This window comes from Enterococcus durans NBRC 100479 = LMG 10746 (assembly GCF_001544215.1).
GTDB lineage: Bacteria > Bacillota > Bacilli > Lactobacillales > Enterococcaceae > Enterococcus_B > Enterococcus_B durans.
The window spans coordinates 15,697-29,014 of record NZ_BCQB01000017.1; the positions used below are offsets into that span (position 1 = coordinate 15,697).

A 13,318-nucleotide genomic window follows, 5' to 3' on the forward strand; every position below is an offset into this window, starting at 1 on the left:
TTGCACCTCCAATTATCCTTGACGTTGTTTATGTTTTGGATTTGCTGGGCAAATCACCATAACGCGTCCTTTACGACGAATTACTTTACAATGTTCGCACATTGGTTTTACTGATGGTCTTACTTTCATGATAATACCTCCTGTAGTTTTACGGAGTACAATTATTTAAAGCGATAAGTAATACGGCCACGGTTTAAATCGTACGGAGACAATTCAACCGTCACTTTGTCACCAGGTAAGATACGGATGTAATGCATACGAATTTTACCTGAAACAGTAGCAAGAACTTGGTGTCCGTTTTCTAGTTCAACTTTAAACATTGCATTCGGCAAAGTTTCGACGACTGTACCTTCGACTTCAATCATATCTTCTTTTGCCACGCACAGTACCTCCTTGTACTTGTTTCGCATTTTCACACGATAAAATGGCGGAAACTGCAGTTCCCACCTCAAAATTCTCAAAATGGATCATCTAGAGGATTTCTCTAGAAGTCGGACTGACATATTCTATCATAATTTATTGAACTTGACAAGAGTAACTGCTTAATGCAAGTCGGCTACGGGCAATCGTGCTATTTTTCAATGATTTTTTGTACATCAGTAAATACAGCATCGATTTCACGATCACCATCGATAGTGTGTAGCAAACCTTGTTCTTTATAATAAGCCAAGATTGGTTCACTATTTTTGATGTTGATAGCCAGACGATTTTTAACCGTCTCAGGTTTATCATCTTCTCTTTGATAGAATTCATGCCCACCACAACGATCACATGTGTCTTCAACTTTTGTAGGGTTGAAAATTTTATGGTAAGTTGCTCCACAGTTACGGCAGATGAATCGGCCAGCTAAACGCTCAACCAATACTTCTTCACCAACATGGATATCGATGACAGCATCAATTTTTTTATTTAAATCTTTCAGCATTGCGTCCAGAGCTTCTGCTTGCTCAATCGTACGTGGAAAGCCATCTAATAAGAAGCCTTTCTCCGTATCTGGTTCAGCTAAACGCTCTTTCACGATTCCATTTGTTACTTCATCAGGAACTAATGCACCTTTATCAATATAAGACTTTGCTTCCAAGCCAAGAGCTGTTTCATTTTTCATTGCTGCACGAAACATGTCTCCTGTTGAGATATGCGGAATATGATAAGCATCAATGATTTTTTCTGCTTGTGTTCCTTTACCCGCGCCTGGTAGCCCCATTAAAATGAGGTTCATTGTTTACCCTCCTAATAAATGTGAGAACGTGTGTTGAGGAAAAACCTCAACACGCTTTCTTACTCTTACTCAATAAATCCAACATATTTACGTTTCAGCATTAAGCCTTCTAACTGTTTCGCAGTTTCTAAAGCAACACCGATAACAATCAGTAAGCTGGTACCACCTAACCCGATAGATTGAGGCAAATTCCAGACCATTTGAGCAATGATCGGTAATAAAGCCACCAAACCAAGGAAAATTGCACCGACTGTACTTAAACGCATCAATAAGCTTGAGACATACTCTTCAGTCCCCTTACCAGGGCGTACGCTTGGTATATAACTTCCTTGTTTTTGTAAGTTTTCCGCTAATTTCTCAGGGTTCACTTGAACAAAAGCATAGAAGAACGTAAATGCAACGATCAGTATCGTATAAATCGTCGCACCTGGCGCCGTGTTATAGTTAAAGATCTCCATCATTATCTTATACCAATTTTCAGATCCAAACCGACCACTCAATGCTTGTAATACCGCATTAGGAGTAGCAATAAACGAGCTGGCGAAGATAACCGGGATAACCCCAGCCGCATTCACTTTCAACGGTAGATAACTACTTGTTGGAGCGCCTGCTAAGCGTTTCGTATATTGGATCGGGATCTTGCGTTCAGCTTGTTGGAAAAATGTGACAAACGTTACGATCAATAAAATCGCAACAAGTAAGATGGCAACGAAAATTGCAGATTTCCAGATATCTGAAGGATCAATGTTTATAAAGTAATCTTCATAAATTTCTTTGACACTTTCAGGTAGTCTAGAAATGATCCCTGCAAAGATGATCATTGACACACCATTACCAATACCTTTTTCGGTGATTTGTTCTCCTAACCAAGTGACAAACATTGTACCGGCAGTCAAGATCAGACCGATCGTTACATATGTTGACACATTAGGGTTATTGACAAAACCTAATTGGGCATATTGGTTAAACCCAGCAGTGATACCGACTGATTGGATAAATGCCAATACTAATGTCAGGTATCGTGTTGCTTGATTTAACTTTTTACGACCAACTTCCCCTTGTTTTGACCATTCCACGAAATGTGGAACGATATCCATTTGTAGCAATTGGATGACGATAGACGCTGTAATGTAAGGTGAAACCCCCATTGAGAAGATAGAGAAGTTTTGCATCGCACTACCACTGACTAAGTTCAACATATTGAAAAATGGCAAAGAAGAAAGATTTTGCAATGAACTAGCATCTACGCCAGGCACAGTAATATGTGCGCCTAGACGAAATACAAATAGAACAAACACTGTGAATAGGATTTTTGATCTAATATCTTTTACTTTAAAAGCATCTTTTAATAGTTTAAGCATTAGATCACCTCGATTGATCCACCAGCAGCAACAATTGCTTCTTCAGCTGCTTTAGAGAATTTTGCGGCCTTCACAGTTAATTTTTTAGTTAATTCACCGTTAGCTAATACTTTGATTCCAGCTTTTTCGTTTTTCACGATTCCAGCTTCTACTAAAGCAACTGGTGTTACTTCAGCACCGTCTTCAAAGCGATTCAAGACATCAAGGTTAACAACTGCGTAGTCTTTACGGTTCACGTTTGTGAATCCACGTTTTGGTAAACGACGGAATAATGGCGTTTGTCCACCTTCAAATCCTAGACGTACACCACCGCCTGAACGAGCTTTTTGTCCTTTTTGACCGCGTCCAGCAGTTTTTCCGTTACCAGAAGAAGTACCACGTCCAACACGATTGCGTACTTGGCGTGAACCTTCTGCAGGTTTCAATTCATGAAGTTTCATAGGTTTGGCACCTCCTTAATATTCTAGTTCTTAATTTCTTAGATTATTTAAGTTTAATTAGACTTCTTCAACGTCCACTAAATGAGAAACAGTATTGATCATGCCTTTGATAGCATCGTTAGCAGGCTTAACCACTGAACTGTTAATCTTAGTAAGACCTAACGCTTTGACTGTATCGCGTTGGTTTTGAGGACGTCCGATAATACTGCGTTTTAAAGTAACTTTTAATTCAGCCATTATGTTTGTCCTCCTTATCCGATTAATTCTTCAACAGATTTGCCACGAAGTTCTGCAACTTCTTCAGCACGTTTCAATTGTTTCAAACCTTCAACAGTTGCACGAACAACGTTGATTGGTGTATTTGAGCCTAAAGATTTAGAAGTGATATCTGCTACCCCAGCTAATTCTAATACGGCACGAACTGGTCCACCAGCAGCAACCCCAGAACCTTCAACAGCAGGTTTCATTAGGATTCTACCACCACTAAAAGCACCGATTACTTCGTGTGGGATTGTTGAACCAACCATAGGTACTTCAACTAAGTTTTTCTTCGCATCTTCAATTGCTTTACGGATTGCTTCAGGTACTTCTTGTGCTTTACCTGTACCAAATCCTACGTGTCCGTTTTTGTCACCGACAACAACTAAAGCAGCAAAACGTAGACGACGTCCACCTTTAACAACTTTTGTTACACGGTTAATTGCAACAACGCGGTCTTCTAATTCCAAATGTTTTGGATCGATATAAACCATGAATGGTATTCCTCCTTCTTCTAAAATTCTAGTCCATTTTCGCGAGCAGCTTCAGCTAAAGCTTGCACACGGCCATGGTAAAGGTATCCACCACGGTCAAAGACTACTACTTTAATGCCTTTTTCAGTTGCGCGTTCAGCAACCAATTTACCGACAGCTTGTGCTGCTTCTGTTTTTGTTCCACCTGAAATTTCTTTATCCAAGGTAGAGGCACTTGCTAGCGTTACACCCGCTACGTCATCAATAATTTGAGCGTAGATGTTTTTGTTAGAACGAAAAACGTTCAAGCGTGGGCGCTCAGCAGTACCAGAGATATTGTTACGTACACGACGATGTCTCTTTTGACGTGTTTTGTTCTTATCTGGTTTTGTAATCACAATTGTCACCTCTTTAATTTTATTGTATTGCTTGATCAAGCAATAAACTGAAAGTCCCGAAAAATAGAAGCTGCGGCACAAGCAAAATTTCTTTTGATCGAAGAAAAACTTCTGCAAAATATTTTTTTCCTGCTGCTGGCTTCTATGCAATTTTCAAAACTATTATTTACCAGTTTTACCTTCTTTACGGCGTACATATTCGCCAACATAACGAATACCTTTACCTTTATAAGGTTCTGGAGGACGAGTTCCACGGATGTTCGCAGCTAATTCGCCAACTTCTTCTTTGTTCGCACCTTTAACAATTACTTGTGTATTTGCTGGTACTTCAACAGTTACTCCAGCTGGTGGTGTGATTTCGACTGGATGTGAGTAACCAACGTTCAATACAAGTTTTGATCCTTGTAATTGTGCACGGTACCCAACCCCGATCAATTCTAACGCTTTTTGGAATCCTTCGCTGACACCTACAACCATGTTGTTGAAGTTGGCACGAGTTGTTCCATGAATTGTTTTCATTTCTTTACTGTCGTTCGGACGAGTGAATGTCACTTCGTTTCCTTCGATATTCATTGTGATATCTGAAGAGAAAGTACGTGTTAATTCACCTTTTGGTCCTTTAACTGTAACGTTGTTTCCATCTTGAGTAACAGTTACTCCTTCAGGGATTACAACGACTTTATTTCCAATACGGCTCACTTAAAGACACCTCCTTGTAGATTCTACTTGATTACCATACGTAAGCGATAACTTCGCCGCCAATATTTTTTTCACGAGCTTCTTTATCAGTGACAACACCTTCAGAAGTCGAAATGATTGCGATACCTAAACCGTTCAATACTTTTGGTACTTCGTCAGCTTTGACATAAGCACGCAAACCTGGTTTAGAGATACGTTTTAAGTTTGTGATAACACGTTCGCCGTTTTTACCAAATTTTAGGAAAACACGGATCACGCCTTGTTTGTCATCTTCGATATATTCAACATCACGAACGAAACCTTCACGTTTCAAGATTTCAGCGATGTCACGTTTAATTTTTGATGCAGGAACTTCTAAAGACTCATGTTTAACCATGTTTGCGTTACGGATACGAGTTAGAAAATCTGCAATTGGATCTGTCATGACCATTGATCTTTTACCTCCTTCTTATGCGAATTTACTTTTTACCAGCTAGCTTTCTTCACGCCGGGAATTTGACCTTTATAGGCAAGTTCGCGGAAGCAAATACGGCAAAGATGGAACTTACGATAAACTGAATGTGGACGTCCGCAACGTTCGCAACGAGTATAAGCTTGTGTTGAATGTTTTGCAGGACGTTTGTTTTTAGCAATCATTGATTTTTTAGCCACGTAGTTCGCCTCCTTTAATTATTTTTGGAATGGCATGCCTAATTGTGTCAACAACTCACGAGATTCTTCATCTGAGTTAGCTGTCGTTACAATAACGATGTCCATACCACGTACTTTATCTACTAAATCATAATCTACTTCTGGGAAGATCAATTGTTCTTTAATACCTAAAGTATAGTTTCCACGACCGTCAAAGGCTTTTTTACTTACACCATGGAAGTCACGTACACGTGGTAGAGAAACTGAAACCAATTTGTCTAAGAATTCGTACATTCTTTCTCCGCGCAATGTAACTTTTGCACCAATTGGCATTCCTTCACGTAAACGGAATCCAGCGATTGATTTTTTAGCTTTTGTAATCATTGGTTTTTGTCCAGTGATCAAAGTTAATTCTTCAACTGCTTTATCTAAGTTTTTAGCGTTTGATACCGCATCACCAACACCCATGTTGATGACGATTTTTTCAACTTTAGGTGTTTGCATAACAGAGCTATAGTCAAATTTTTCCATCAATGATGGAGTTACTTCTTTAAGATATTTTTCTTTTAGGCGGTTCATTCAGTAAGACCCTCCTTCCTTAAACTTATTATTTATCTAAAACTTCACCGGTTTTTTTAGAAACTCGGACTTTTTTGCCATCTACTTCTTTATAGCCAACTCGGCCAGCTACGCCAGTAGAGTCGATCACCAGCACGTTAGAAACATGAATTGGAGCTTCCATCTCAACGATTCCACCTTGAGGAGCAGCTTGAGAAGGTTTTTGGTGTTTTCTAACAACATTTACACCTTCGACAATGACTTTATCTTTTTTAGGAAACGCTGATAATACAACGCCTTCTTTATTTTTGTCTTTTCCAGTGATAACTTTAACTTTATCGCCTTTTTTAACAAACATAACTGTTTCGCACCTCCTTTGATAAGTGTCTCAAAATTATAAAACTTCTGGTGCTAGTGAAACGATCTTCATGAAGTTGTTTTCACGTAGTTCACGTGCAACTGGCCCAAAGATACGTGTTCCACGAGGGCTTTTATCATCACGAATAATCACTGCAGCATTTTCATCAAATTTAATATATGAACCGTCTGTACGACGAGCTCCTGATTTTGTTCGAACGATAACGGCTTTTACGACGTCACCTTTTTTGACAACCCCACCTGGCGTTGCTTGTTTAACCGTAGCTACGATCACGTCACCGATACTAGCAGTTTTACGACCAGAACCACCAAGGACTTTGATCGTCAATATTTCACGTGCGCCTGAGTTATCAGCGACTTTTAAACGACTTTCTGCTTGGATCACGTTGTGTATCCTCCTTTCAGATTTTGCATTCAATCTATATAGGAAAATCTCGTGTTATTAGATAATAACTGCTTCTTCGACTACTTCCAACAAACGGAAACGTTTTGTAGCTGATAATGGACGAGTTTCCATAATTTTCACGATGTCGCCAACTTTTGCTGTGTTGTTTTCATCATGTACTTTGTATTTCTTAGAATAGTTCATGCGTTTGCCATAGATAGGGTGGTTTTTCTTTGTTTCGACAGCAACGGTAATTGTTTTATCCATTTTGTCTGAAACCACACGACCTTGATAAACTTTGCGTTGATTTCTTTCTTCAGTCATACGCTTAATGGCCTCCTTCCATAATTACTTAGCTTGTTCACGCAACACAGTTTTGATGCGTGCAATCGATTTACGTACTTCTTTAATACGTGCAGTGTTTTCTAATTGACCTGTTGCTAATTGGAATCTAAGATTAAACAATTCTTCTTTTAATTGTTTTTCTTGATCAAGCATTTCGGCAGTGGTTAATTCTCTGATTTCTTTAACCTTCATTCGATTCACCACCCATTTCCTCACGTTTTACAATCTTAGTTTTCATTGGTAATTTGTGAGAAGCTAGACGTAACGCTTCACGAGCCACTTCTTCAGGAACGCCTGCGATTTCAAACATGATTTTACCACGTTTTACTGGTGCAACCCATCCTTCAGGTGCCCCTTTACCAGAACCCATACGTACCCCAATTGCTTTGGCAGTATAAGATTTGTGAGGGAAAATTTTAATCCATACTTTCCCACCACGTTTCATGTAACGAGTCATTGCGATACGAGCAGCTTCGATTTGGCGGTTAGTGATCCAATGTGAATCAACAGCTTGCAAACCGTATTCACCGAATGCTACTTCTTTACCACCTTTAGCTTCCCCGCGCATTTTTCCGCGGAATTCACGACGGTGTTTTACACGTTTAGGTACTAACATGATTATTTCCCTCCTTTCTCAGTGTTTTTTTTAGTTGGAAGAATTTCTCCACGATAGATCCACACTTTAACTCCTAGTTTTCCGTATGTTGTATCTGCTTCTTCCCATGCGTAATCAATGTCCGCACGTAAAGTATGAAGAGGAACAGTTCCTTCTGAGTATCCTTCTGAACGAGCGATATCTGCTCCGTTTAGACGTCCAGATACTTGAGTTTTGATTCCTTTAGCGCCAGAACGCATTGAACGTTGGATGGCTTGTTTTTGAGCGCGACGGAAAGCAACACGGTTTTCTAATTGACGTGCGATTCCTTCACCTACTAATTTTGCATCTAGATCTGGTTTTTTGATTTCCACGATGTTGATATGGATTCTTTTACCAGTTAGTTTGTTTAATTCTTTTCTTAGGTTTTCGACTTCAGATCCGCCTTTACCAATAACCATACCTGGTTTTGCTGTGTGAATTGAAATGTTAACACGGCCTGTAGCACGTTCGATTTCAATTGTTGATACAGCAGCATCAGCAAGTTTAGTTGAAATAAATTTACGGATTCTTAGATCTTCGTGTAAGAACTCTGCATACTCTTTTTCAGCATACCATTTTGCATCCCAGTCGCGGATGATGCCTACACGCATTCCAATTGGATGTACTTTTTGACCCACTGATTATCCCTCCTTATTTTTCTGATACGACTACCGTGATATGACTTGTACGTTTGTTGATTGGAGAAGCTGATCCTTTTGCACGTGGACGGAAACGTTTCATTGTTGGTCCTTCGTTAACAAATGCTTCAGATACTACCAAGTTTTCAACATCTAAGTCAAAATTATTTTCTGCATTCGCAACTGCTGACATCAATACTTTTTCAATGATTCCAGCAGATTTGTTTGGTGTGAATTTCAAGATTGAAATTGCATCCGCAACACTTTTACCTCTGATAAGGTCAATTACTAAACGGGCTTTTCGAGGTGAAGTGCGAACTGTTTTTGCAGTTGCTTTAGCTGATGTGATTTGTTCTGCCATTTGGTTTTATCCTCCCCTCAAATTAGCGTTTAGTTTTCTTATCGTCTGCGGCATGGCCACGATAAGTTCTTGTTGGTGCAAATTCACCTAATTTGTGTCCTACCATATCTTCTTGGATGTAAACTGGTACGTGTTTACGTCCATCGTATACTGCGATGGTATATCCAACAAAACTTGGGAATACTGTCGAACGACGAGACCAAGTTTTGATAACTTTTTTCTTTTCAACCCCTGCTTGAGCTTCAACTTTTTTCATTAAATGCTCATCAACGAAAGGTCCTTTCTTTAAACTACGACCCATGGTGAACCTCCTCTCAAAATGTGCGACACATGGTCAAAGTAATTATTTAGTTTTACGACGACGAACGATAAGTTTGTCTGATTGTGCTTTTTTGTTACGAGTTTTGTAACCAAGAGCTGGTTGACCCCAAGGAGAAACTGGTGCTTTACGTCCGATAGGAGCTTTACCTTCACCACCACCGTGTGGGTGATCATTAGGGTTCATTACGCTACCACGTACAGTTGGGCGTTTGCGCATCCAACGAGAGCGTCCTGCTTTACCGATATTGATAAGTTCATGTTGTTCGTTACCTACTGAACCGATTGTAGCGCGGCAAGCAGCTAAGATCATACGAACTTCACCAGAGTTCAAGCGGATCAATACGTATTTGCCTTCTTTACCAAGTACTTGAGCACTTGTACCAGCAGAACGGATCAATTGTCCACCTTTACCAGGTTTCATTTCAATATTGTGGATAACAGTACCAACTGGAATATTTTCTAAAGGAAGAGTATTTCCGATTTTGATATCTGCTTCTGGACCTGAAACAAGTTTCATTCCAACTTGTAGTCCTTTTGGTGCTAAGATGTAAGCTTTCACTCCATCTTCATAGTGTACTAACGCGATGTTAGCTGAACGGTTTGGATCATATTCGATCGTTTGAACAGTTGCAACAACGTTATCTTTGTTACGTTTGAAGTCGATCACGCGATATTGGCGTTTATGTCCGCCACCTTGGTGACGTACAGTGATGCGGCCGTTGTTATTACGTCCAGCATGGTTTTTCAATGGTTGTAACAATGATTTTTCAGGTGTTGATGTTGTTATTTCAGCAAAATCAGAACCTGTCATGTTACGACGACCATTTGAGGTAGGTTTGTACTTTTTAATCGCCACGTTTTTCCCTCCTAATTTAATGAGTTATCTAGTAAGTGCTTATTCAGCAGCTTCGAATAATTGGATTTCTTTTGAATCTTCGGTTAATGTAACGATCGCTTTGCGACGTTTTTTTGTATAACCTGCATATTTGCCCATACGTTTGAATTTCGCACGTACGTTCACGATGTTCACGTTTTTGACTTTAACGTCAAAAGCAGCTTCAACCGCTTGTTTTACTAAAGTTTTGTTTGCGCGAGTGTCCACTTCAAAAGTATATTTCTTGTCATCCATGGCAAGCATTGATTTTTCAGTGATCACTGGGCGTTTGATTACGTCTAGTAAGTTCATTATGCAAGCACCTCCTCAATTTGAGTAAGAGCAGTTTGTGTTGCTAACACTTTTGTACTTGAAACAACATCTAGAACACTAACGTTATCAGAAGTTACTACAGAAACGTTTGATAAGTTACGTGCTGATAAAGCAGCAAAGTCGTTACCTGTTTCAAGAACAACCAATACTTTAGAGTCAATAGATAAGTTAGCAAGAACTTGTTTGAATTCTTTTGTTTTTGGTGCGTCGAAGCTTAAACCTTCGATTGCTACCAAGTTATTTTCAGCAACTTTTTCTGATAAAACAGATTTCATTGCTAAACGACGAACTTTTTTAGGAAGTTTGTAGCTGTAAGAACGTGGTGTTGGTCCGAAGACTACTCCACCTCCACGCCATTGTGGTGAGCGGATTGATCCTTGACGAGCACGACCAGTTCCTTTTTGACGCCATGGTTTGCGTCCACCGCCTCGAACAGCGCTACGGTTTTTAACCGCATGTGTTCCTTGTCTTAATGACGCACGTTGCATAACGATTGCATCGTAAACAACACTTTCATTTGGTTCAATTCCGAAGATTTCTTCGTTAAGTGTGATTTCACCGTTTTGGCTTCCATCTTGTTTGAATAATGCTACATTCGGCATTCCTTAGTTCCTCCTTTCTTCCTACTATTATTTAGCTTTCACAGCTGATTTGATAGTGATTAATGATTTTTTAGCTCCAGGAACGTTTCCTTTGATCAAGATTACGTTTCTTTCTGCATCAACGCGAACAACTTCCAAGTTTTGGATTGTTACGCGGTTGCCACCCATACGGCCAGCAAGACGTTTGTTTTTGAATACACGGTTAGGTGCAACTGGGCCCATTGACCCAGGACGACGATGGTAACGAGAACCGTGAGCCATTGGTCCGCGGCTTTGGCCGTGACGTTTGATAACCCCTTGGAATCCTTTACCTTTCGTAGTACCTGTTACATCAATAATGTCTCCTGCTTGGAAAACATCTACTGTAATTTCTTTTCCTACTTCATATTCTCCTAGCTCAACATTTTTGAATTCACGAATGAAGCGCTTAGGAGTCGTGTTTGCTTTTGCAACATGACCTTTCGCAGGTTTGTTTGATAAAACTTCACGCATATCTTGGTAACCAACTTGAATAGCTTCGTAGCCATCAGTTTCCATTGTTTTAACTTGTAGTACTACGTTTGGAGTAGCTTCTACAACAGTTACTGGAATTAGTTCGCCAGATTCAGTGAAGATTTGTGTCATTCCCACTTTTTTCCCTAAGATTCCTTTGGTCATGAGTACACCTCCATTAATTTTATTTTAGTTTTATAGTTTGATTTCGATGTTAACACCAGATGGTAAGTCTAGCTTCATCAAAGCATCAACAGTTTTTGGTGTTGGGTTCACAATGTCGATAAGACGTTTGTGTGTACGCATTTCGAATTGTTCGCGTGAATCTTTGTATTTATGAGTCGCACGAATAACTGTGTAAAGACTGCGTTCAGTTGGTAATGGAATTGGACCAGACACGCTAGCTCCAGTTCTTTTTGCAGTTTCCACGATTTTATCCGCAGATTGATCCAAAATACGGTGTTCATACGCTTTTAAACGGATACGAATTTTTTGTTTTGCCATCTTGTTCCCTCCTTCGTCTATTTTGAAAAGTAGACATAGCTCCACGAAAATTTCCGTCACGCTCGTTCGTGGCAAAGCGTCCAGGCGTGTCGCAACCTCTCGTTTCTTAGCCGACGAAATCAACTTGATTACGTCCGTGTCGTTTACGTTTGGTAAACGCACCTTTGTAATTATAATATATCTAAATCCACAAAGCAAGGCTTTTTTCCTGTAAATACTAATTTGTTTTCATAAGTTTTCATTTAGGCACGTTTCTACTAAAATATAGTATTATCTAAAAAGAGAGTGGGACAAAAGTAAGAAACACTTTTGTCTCATTCTTTAAAAACGAATAAACGGTGGGAGCAGAAGCAACTCCTTCGGAAATAAGCCAAAATTCACAAAAATTTGAAAAGCAATTTTCGTGAATTTCTTCTTATTTCTCGGAGTTAAACACTTCTGTCCCAACCTCTTCGTTAATTAGTAGGAAAGCCAGTACTAGGATCAACTCGGTCGTCTGCTAATTCAGTTCTTGGCGCCAAGGTTTGATATTCGCTTGGCGATAGAGTTGCGCTTGCCCAATGGAGTGGAAAAGCGTCATTTTTTGTTTAACCACTTTCTTCGCCTCTTCAATACATTCTGGATAGATGGCATTTGGATCCCATAGCTCTGTTGAAGCAAGTATCTCACGGCATTTTTTATAAAACGCATATTTATAATCAGAGGAGATATTTACTTTTTGGATACCGATCTGCACCGCTTTTTCGATCTCTTCATCTGGATTTGCTGATCCACCATGCAAGACTAACGGGATTGCTACTTTTTCTTTGATTTGTTCAAGGATATCCATCTTCAATTCTGGCTTGACATCTTTAGGATAGATACCATGCGCTGTGCCAATCGCCACTGCCAGAGTATCAATGCCTGTACGCGCAATAAACTCTTCTGCATCTTCCGGTTTTGTATAGGTGACCTTTGAGACACCCCCTTCGACTGAAGTTCCTGTATTCCCAATCGTTCCTAGCTCCCCTTCAACCGAAACACCTATTTTATGGCAAATATCCACGACCTCTTTCGTCACAGCAATATTTTCTTCAAACGGCAACAAGGAACCATCGATCATGACTGAGCTGAACCCACAATGGATCGCCCGCATAATACTGGCTAGATTATCGCCATGATCCATATGGATAACAAATGGAACTGGACTATTTTTCACTCGTCTAACTGCATACTGGAAAAACTCATCTTTGGTAAAATCTAATTCTGTCGGATGGACTGCGATAATCGCTGGTGCATCGTTTTCTTCAGCAGCTTCAATGACTACTCGTAAGAAATTGCTGTCTGCTACATTGAATGCCCCTACTGCAAAGTGGTTTTCTTTGGCAATTTCTAATAGTTGATTCATATTGATTAACATTTATTTATCTCCA

Annotated in this window: 26 protein-coding genes; all 26 read right to left on the minus strand. The window is 39.7% G+C overall.

Features of this window, described 5'->3' with window-relative positions:
• Nucleotides 1–12: 12 nt before the first annotated feature.
• Nucleotides 13–129, minus strand: a complete 117-nt coding sequence (rpmJ, locus tag ED2_RS06490; RefSeq protein ID WP_002288710.1) for a 50S ribosomal protein L36 — start codon at nucleotides 127–129, stop codon at nucleotides 13–15.
• 32 nt (nucleotides 130–161) lie between these two features.
• Nucleotides 162–380: a translation initiation factor IF-1 gene (gene infA / locus ED2_RS06495; RefSeq protein WP_002288695.1), complete on the minus strand. Its 219-nt coding sequence runs from the start codon at nucleotides 378–380 to the stop codon at nucleotides 162–164.
• A 191-nt stretch (nucleotides 381–571) separates the two neighbouring features.
• Complete coding sequence (locus tag ED2_RS06500; protein WP_005880738.1) at nucleotides 572–1,219, minus strand: adenylate kinase; 648 nt, start codon at nucleotides 1,217–1,219, stop codon at nucleotides 572–574.
• A 65-nt stretch (nucleotides 1,220–1,284) separates the two neighbouring features.
• Nucleotides 1,285–2,580 carry a preprotein translocase subunit SecY gene (secY, locus tag ED2_RS06505; RefSeq protein ID WP_016177187.1) on the minus strand — a complete coding sequence of 432 codons (1,296 nt, stop codon included), beginning with the start codon at nucleotides 2,578–2,580 and terminating at the stop codon, nucleotides 1,285–1,287.
• Entirely contained in the window at nucleotides 2,580–3,020 is a 441-nt protein-coding gene (rplO, locus tag ED2_RS06510; protein ID WP_005880742.1) for a 50S ribosomal protein L15, read from the minus strand. The genes secY and rplO overlap by 1 nt, the downstream gene beginning before the upstream one ends.
• Nucleotides 3,021–3,077: 57 nt before the next feature.
• A complete protein-coding gene (gene rpmD, locus ED2_RS06515; protein WP_005880745.1) occupies nucleotides 3,078–3,257 on the minus strand; it encodes a 50S ribosomal protein L30 in 180 nt (59 codons plus the stop codon).
• Between the two features lie 14 nt (nucleotides 3,258–3,271).
• The gene (gene rpsE / locus ED2_RS06520; RefSeq protein WP_002288681.1) at nucleotides 3,272–3,772 is read right to left on the minus strand and encodes a 30S ribosomal protein S5; all 501 of its coding nucleotides are present in this window, start codon (nucleotides 3,770–3,772) and stop codon (nucleotides 3,272–3,274) included.
• A gap of 20 nt (nucleotides 3,773–3,792) precedes the next feature.
• Nucleotides 3,793–4,149, minus strand: a complete 357-nt coding sequence (rplR, locus tag ED2_RS06525) for a 50S ribosomal protein L18 (protein WP_005880747.1) — start codon at nucleotides 4,147–4,149, stop codon at nucleotides 3,793–3,795.
• 162 nt (nucleotides 4,150–4,311) lie between these two features.
• Nucleotides 4,312–4,848: a 50S ribosomal protein L6 gene (gene rplF, locus ED2_RS06530; protein ID WP_005880749.1), complete on the minus strand. Its 537-nt coding sequence runs from the start codon at nucleotides 4,846–4,848 to the stop codon at nucleotides 4,312–4,314.
• A gap of 31 nt (nucleotides 4,849–4,879) precedes the next feature.
• Nucleotides 4,880–5,278: a 30S ribosomal protein S8 gene (gene rpsH / locus ED2_RS06535; protein ID WP_002288675.1), complete on the minus strand. Its 399-nt coding sequence runs from the start codon at nucleotides 5,276–5,278 to the stop codon at nucleotides 4,880–4,882.
• A gap of 35 nt (nucleotides 5,279–5,313) precedes the next feature.
• Nucleotides 5,314–5,499 (minus strand): type Z 30S ribosomal protein S14, encoded by a 186-nt coding sequence (locus ED2_RS06540; protein ID WP_002356214.1) that lies wholly within the window; start codon nucleotides 5,497–5,499, stop codon nucleotides 5,314–5,316.
• An 18-nt stretch (nucleotides 5,500–5,517) separates the two neighbouring features.
• Nucleotides 5,518–6,057, minus strand: a complete 540-nt coding sequence (gene rplE / locus ED2_RS06545; protein ID WP_005880790.1) for a 50S ribosomal protein L5 — start codon at nucleotides 6,055–6,057, stop codon at nucleotides 5,518–5,520.
• Between the two features lie 28 nt (nucleotides 6,058–6,085).
• Nucleotides 6,086–6,394 (minus strand): 50S ribosomal protein L24, encoded by a 309-nt coding sequence (gene rplX, locus ED2_RS06550; protein WP_060789728.1) that lies wholly within the window; start codon nucleotides 6,392–6,394, stop codon nucleotides 6,086–6,088.
• 36 nt (nucleotides 6,395–6,430) lie between these two features.
• Nucleotides 6,431–6,799, minus strand: coding sequence for a 50S ribosomal protein L14 (gene rplN, locus ED2_RS06555; RefSeq protein ID WP_005880793.1), 369 nt, complete (start codon nucleotides 6,797–6,799; stop codon nucleotides 6,431–6,433).
• A gap of 57 nt (nucleotides 6,800–6,856) precedes the next feature.
• On the minus strand, nucleotides 6,857–7,123 hold the full coding sequence (rpsQ, locus tag ED2_RS06560; RefSeq protein ID WP_005880796.1) for a 30S ribosomal protein S17: 267 nt from the start codon (nucleotides 7,121–7,123) through the stop codon (nucleotides 6,857–6,859).
• A 24-nt stretch (nucleotides 7,124–7,147) separates the two neighbouring features.
• Nucleotides 7,148–7,336 (minus strand): 50S ribosomal protein L29, encoded by a 189-nt coding sequence (gene rpmC / locus ED2_RS06565; RefSeq protein WP_002288664.1) that lies wholly within the window; start codon nucleotides 7,334–7,336, stop codon nucleotides 7,148–7,150.
• On the minus strand, nucleotides 7,326–7,760 hold the full coding sequence (rplP, locus tag ED2_RS06570; RefSeq protein ID WP_002288661.1) for a 50S ribosomal protein L16: 435 nt from the start codon (nucleotides 7,758–7,760) through the stop codon (nucleotides 7,326–7,328). Before rplP ends, rpmC begins: the two co-directional genes overlap by 11 nt.
• A 2-nt stretch (nucleotides 7,761–7,762) precedes the next feature.
• Nucleotides 7,763–8,419, minus strand: a complete 657-nt coding sequence (gene rpsC / locus ED2_RS06575; RefSeq protein WP_005880799.1) for a 30S ribosomal protein S3 — start codon at nucleotides 8,417–8,419, stop codon at nucleotides 7,763–7,765.
• A gap of 13 nt (nucleotides 8,420–8,432) precedes the next feature.
• Nucleotides 8,433–8,780: a 50S ribosomal protein L22 gene (gene rplV / locus ED2_RS06580; protein ID WP_002288657.1), complete on the minus strand. Its 348-nt coding sequence runs from the start codon at nucleotides 8,778–8,780 to the stop codon at nucleotides 8,433–8,435.
• A gap of 22 nt (nucleotides 8,781–8,802) precedes the next feature.
• Nucleotides 8,803–9,081 carry a 30S ribosomal protein S19 gene (gene rpsS / locus ED2_RS06585; RefSeq protein ID WP_002288655.1) on the minus strand — a complete coding sequence of 93 codons (279 nt, stop codon included), beginning with the start codon at nucleotides 9,079–9,081 and terminating at the stop codon, nucleotides 8,803–8,805.
• A 42-nt stretch (nucleotides 9,082–9,123) separates the two neighbouring features.
• Nucleotides 9,124–9,957: a 50S ribosomal protein L2 gene (rplB, locus tag ED2_RS06590; RefSeq protein ID WP_005880801.1), complete on the minus strand. Its 834-nt coding sequence runs from the start codon at nucleotides 9,955–9,957 to the stop codon at nucleotides 9,124–9,126.
• Nucleotides 9,958–9,996: 39 nt separating this feature from the next.
• Nucleotides 9,997–10,287, minus strand: coding sequence for a 50S ribosomal protein L23 (gene rplW, locus ED2_RS06595; RefSeq protein ID WP_002290449.1), 291 nt, complete (start codon nucleotides 10,285–10,287; stop codon nucleotides 9,997–9,999).
• Nucleotides 10,287–10,910 (minus strand): 50S ribosomal protein L4, encoded by a 624-nt coding sequence (rplD, locus tag ED2_RS06600; RefSeq protein WP_005880803.1) that lies wholly within the window; start codon nucleotides 10,908–10,910, stop codon nucleotides 10,287–10,289. Before rplD ends, rplW begins: the two co-directional genes overlap by 1 nt.
• Nucleotides 10,911–10,937: 27 nt before the next feature.
• The gene (gene rplC / locus ED2_RS06605) at nucleotides 10,938–11,567 is read right to left on the minus strand and encodes a 50S ribosomal protein L3 (protein ID WP_005880805.1); all 630 of its coding nucleotides are present in this window, start codon (nucleotides 11,565–11,567) and stop codon (nucleotides 10,938–10,940) included.
• Nucleotides 11,568–11,597: 30 nt separating this feature from the next.
• Entirely contained in the window at nucleotides 11,598–11,906 is a 309-nt protein-coding gene (gene rpsJ, locus ED2_RS06610; RefSeq protein WP_005880808.1) for a 30S ribosomal protein S10, read from the minus strand.
• 499 nt (nucleotides 11,907–12,405) lie between these two features.
• A complete protein-coding gene (locus tag ED2_RS06615; RefSeq protein WP_005880810.1) occupies nucleotides 12,406–13,305 on the minus strand; it encodes a ketose-bisphosphate aldolase in 900 nt (299 codons plus the stop codon).
• Between the last annotated feature and the right edge of the window lie 13 nt (nucleotides 13,306–13,318).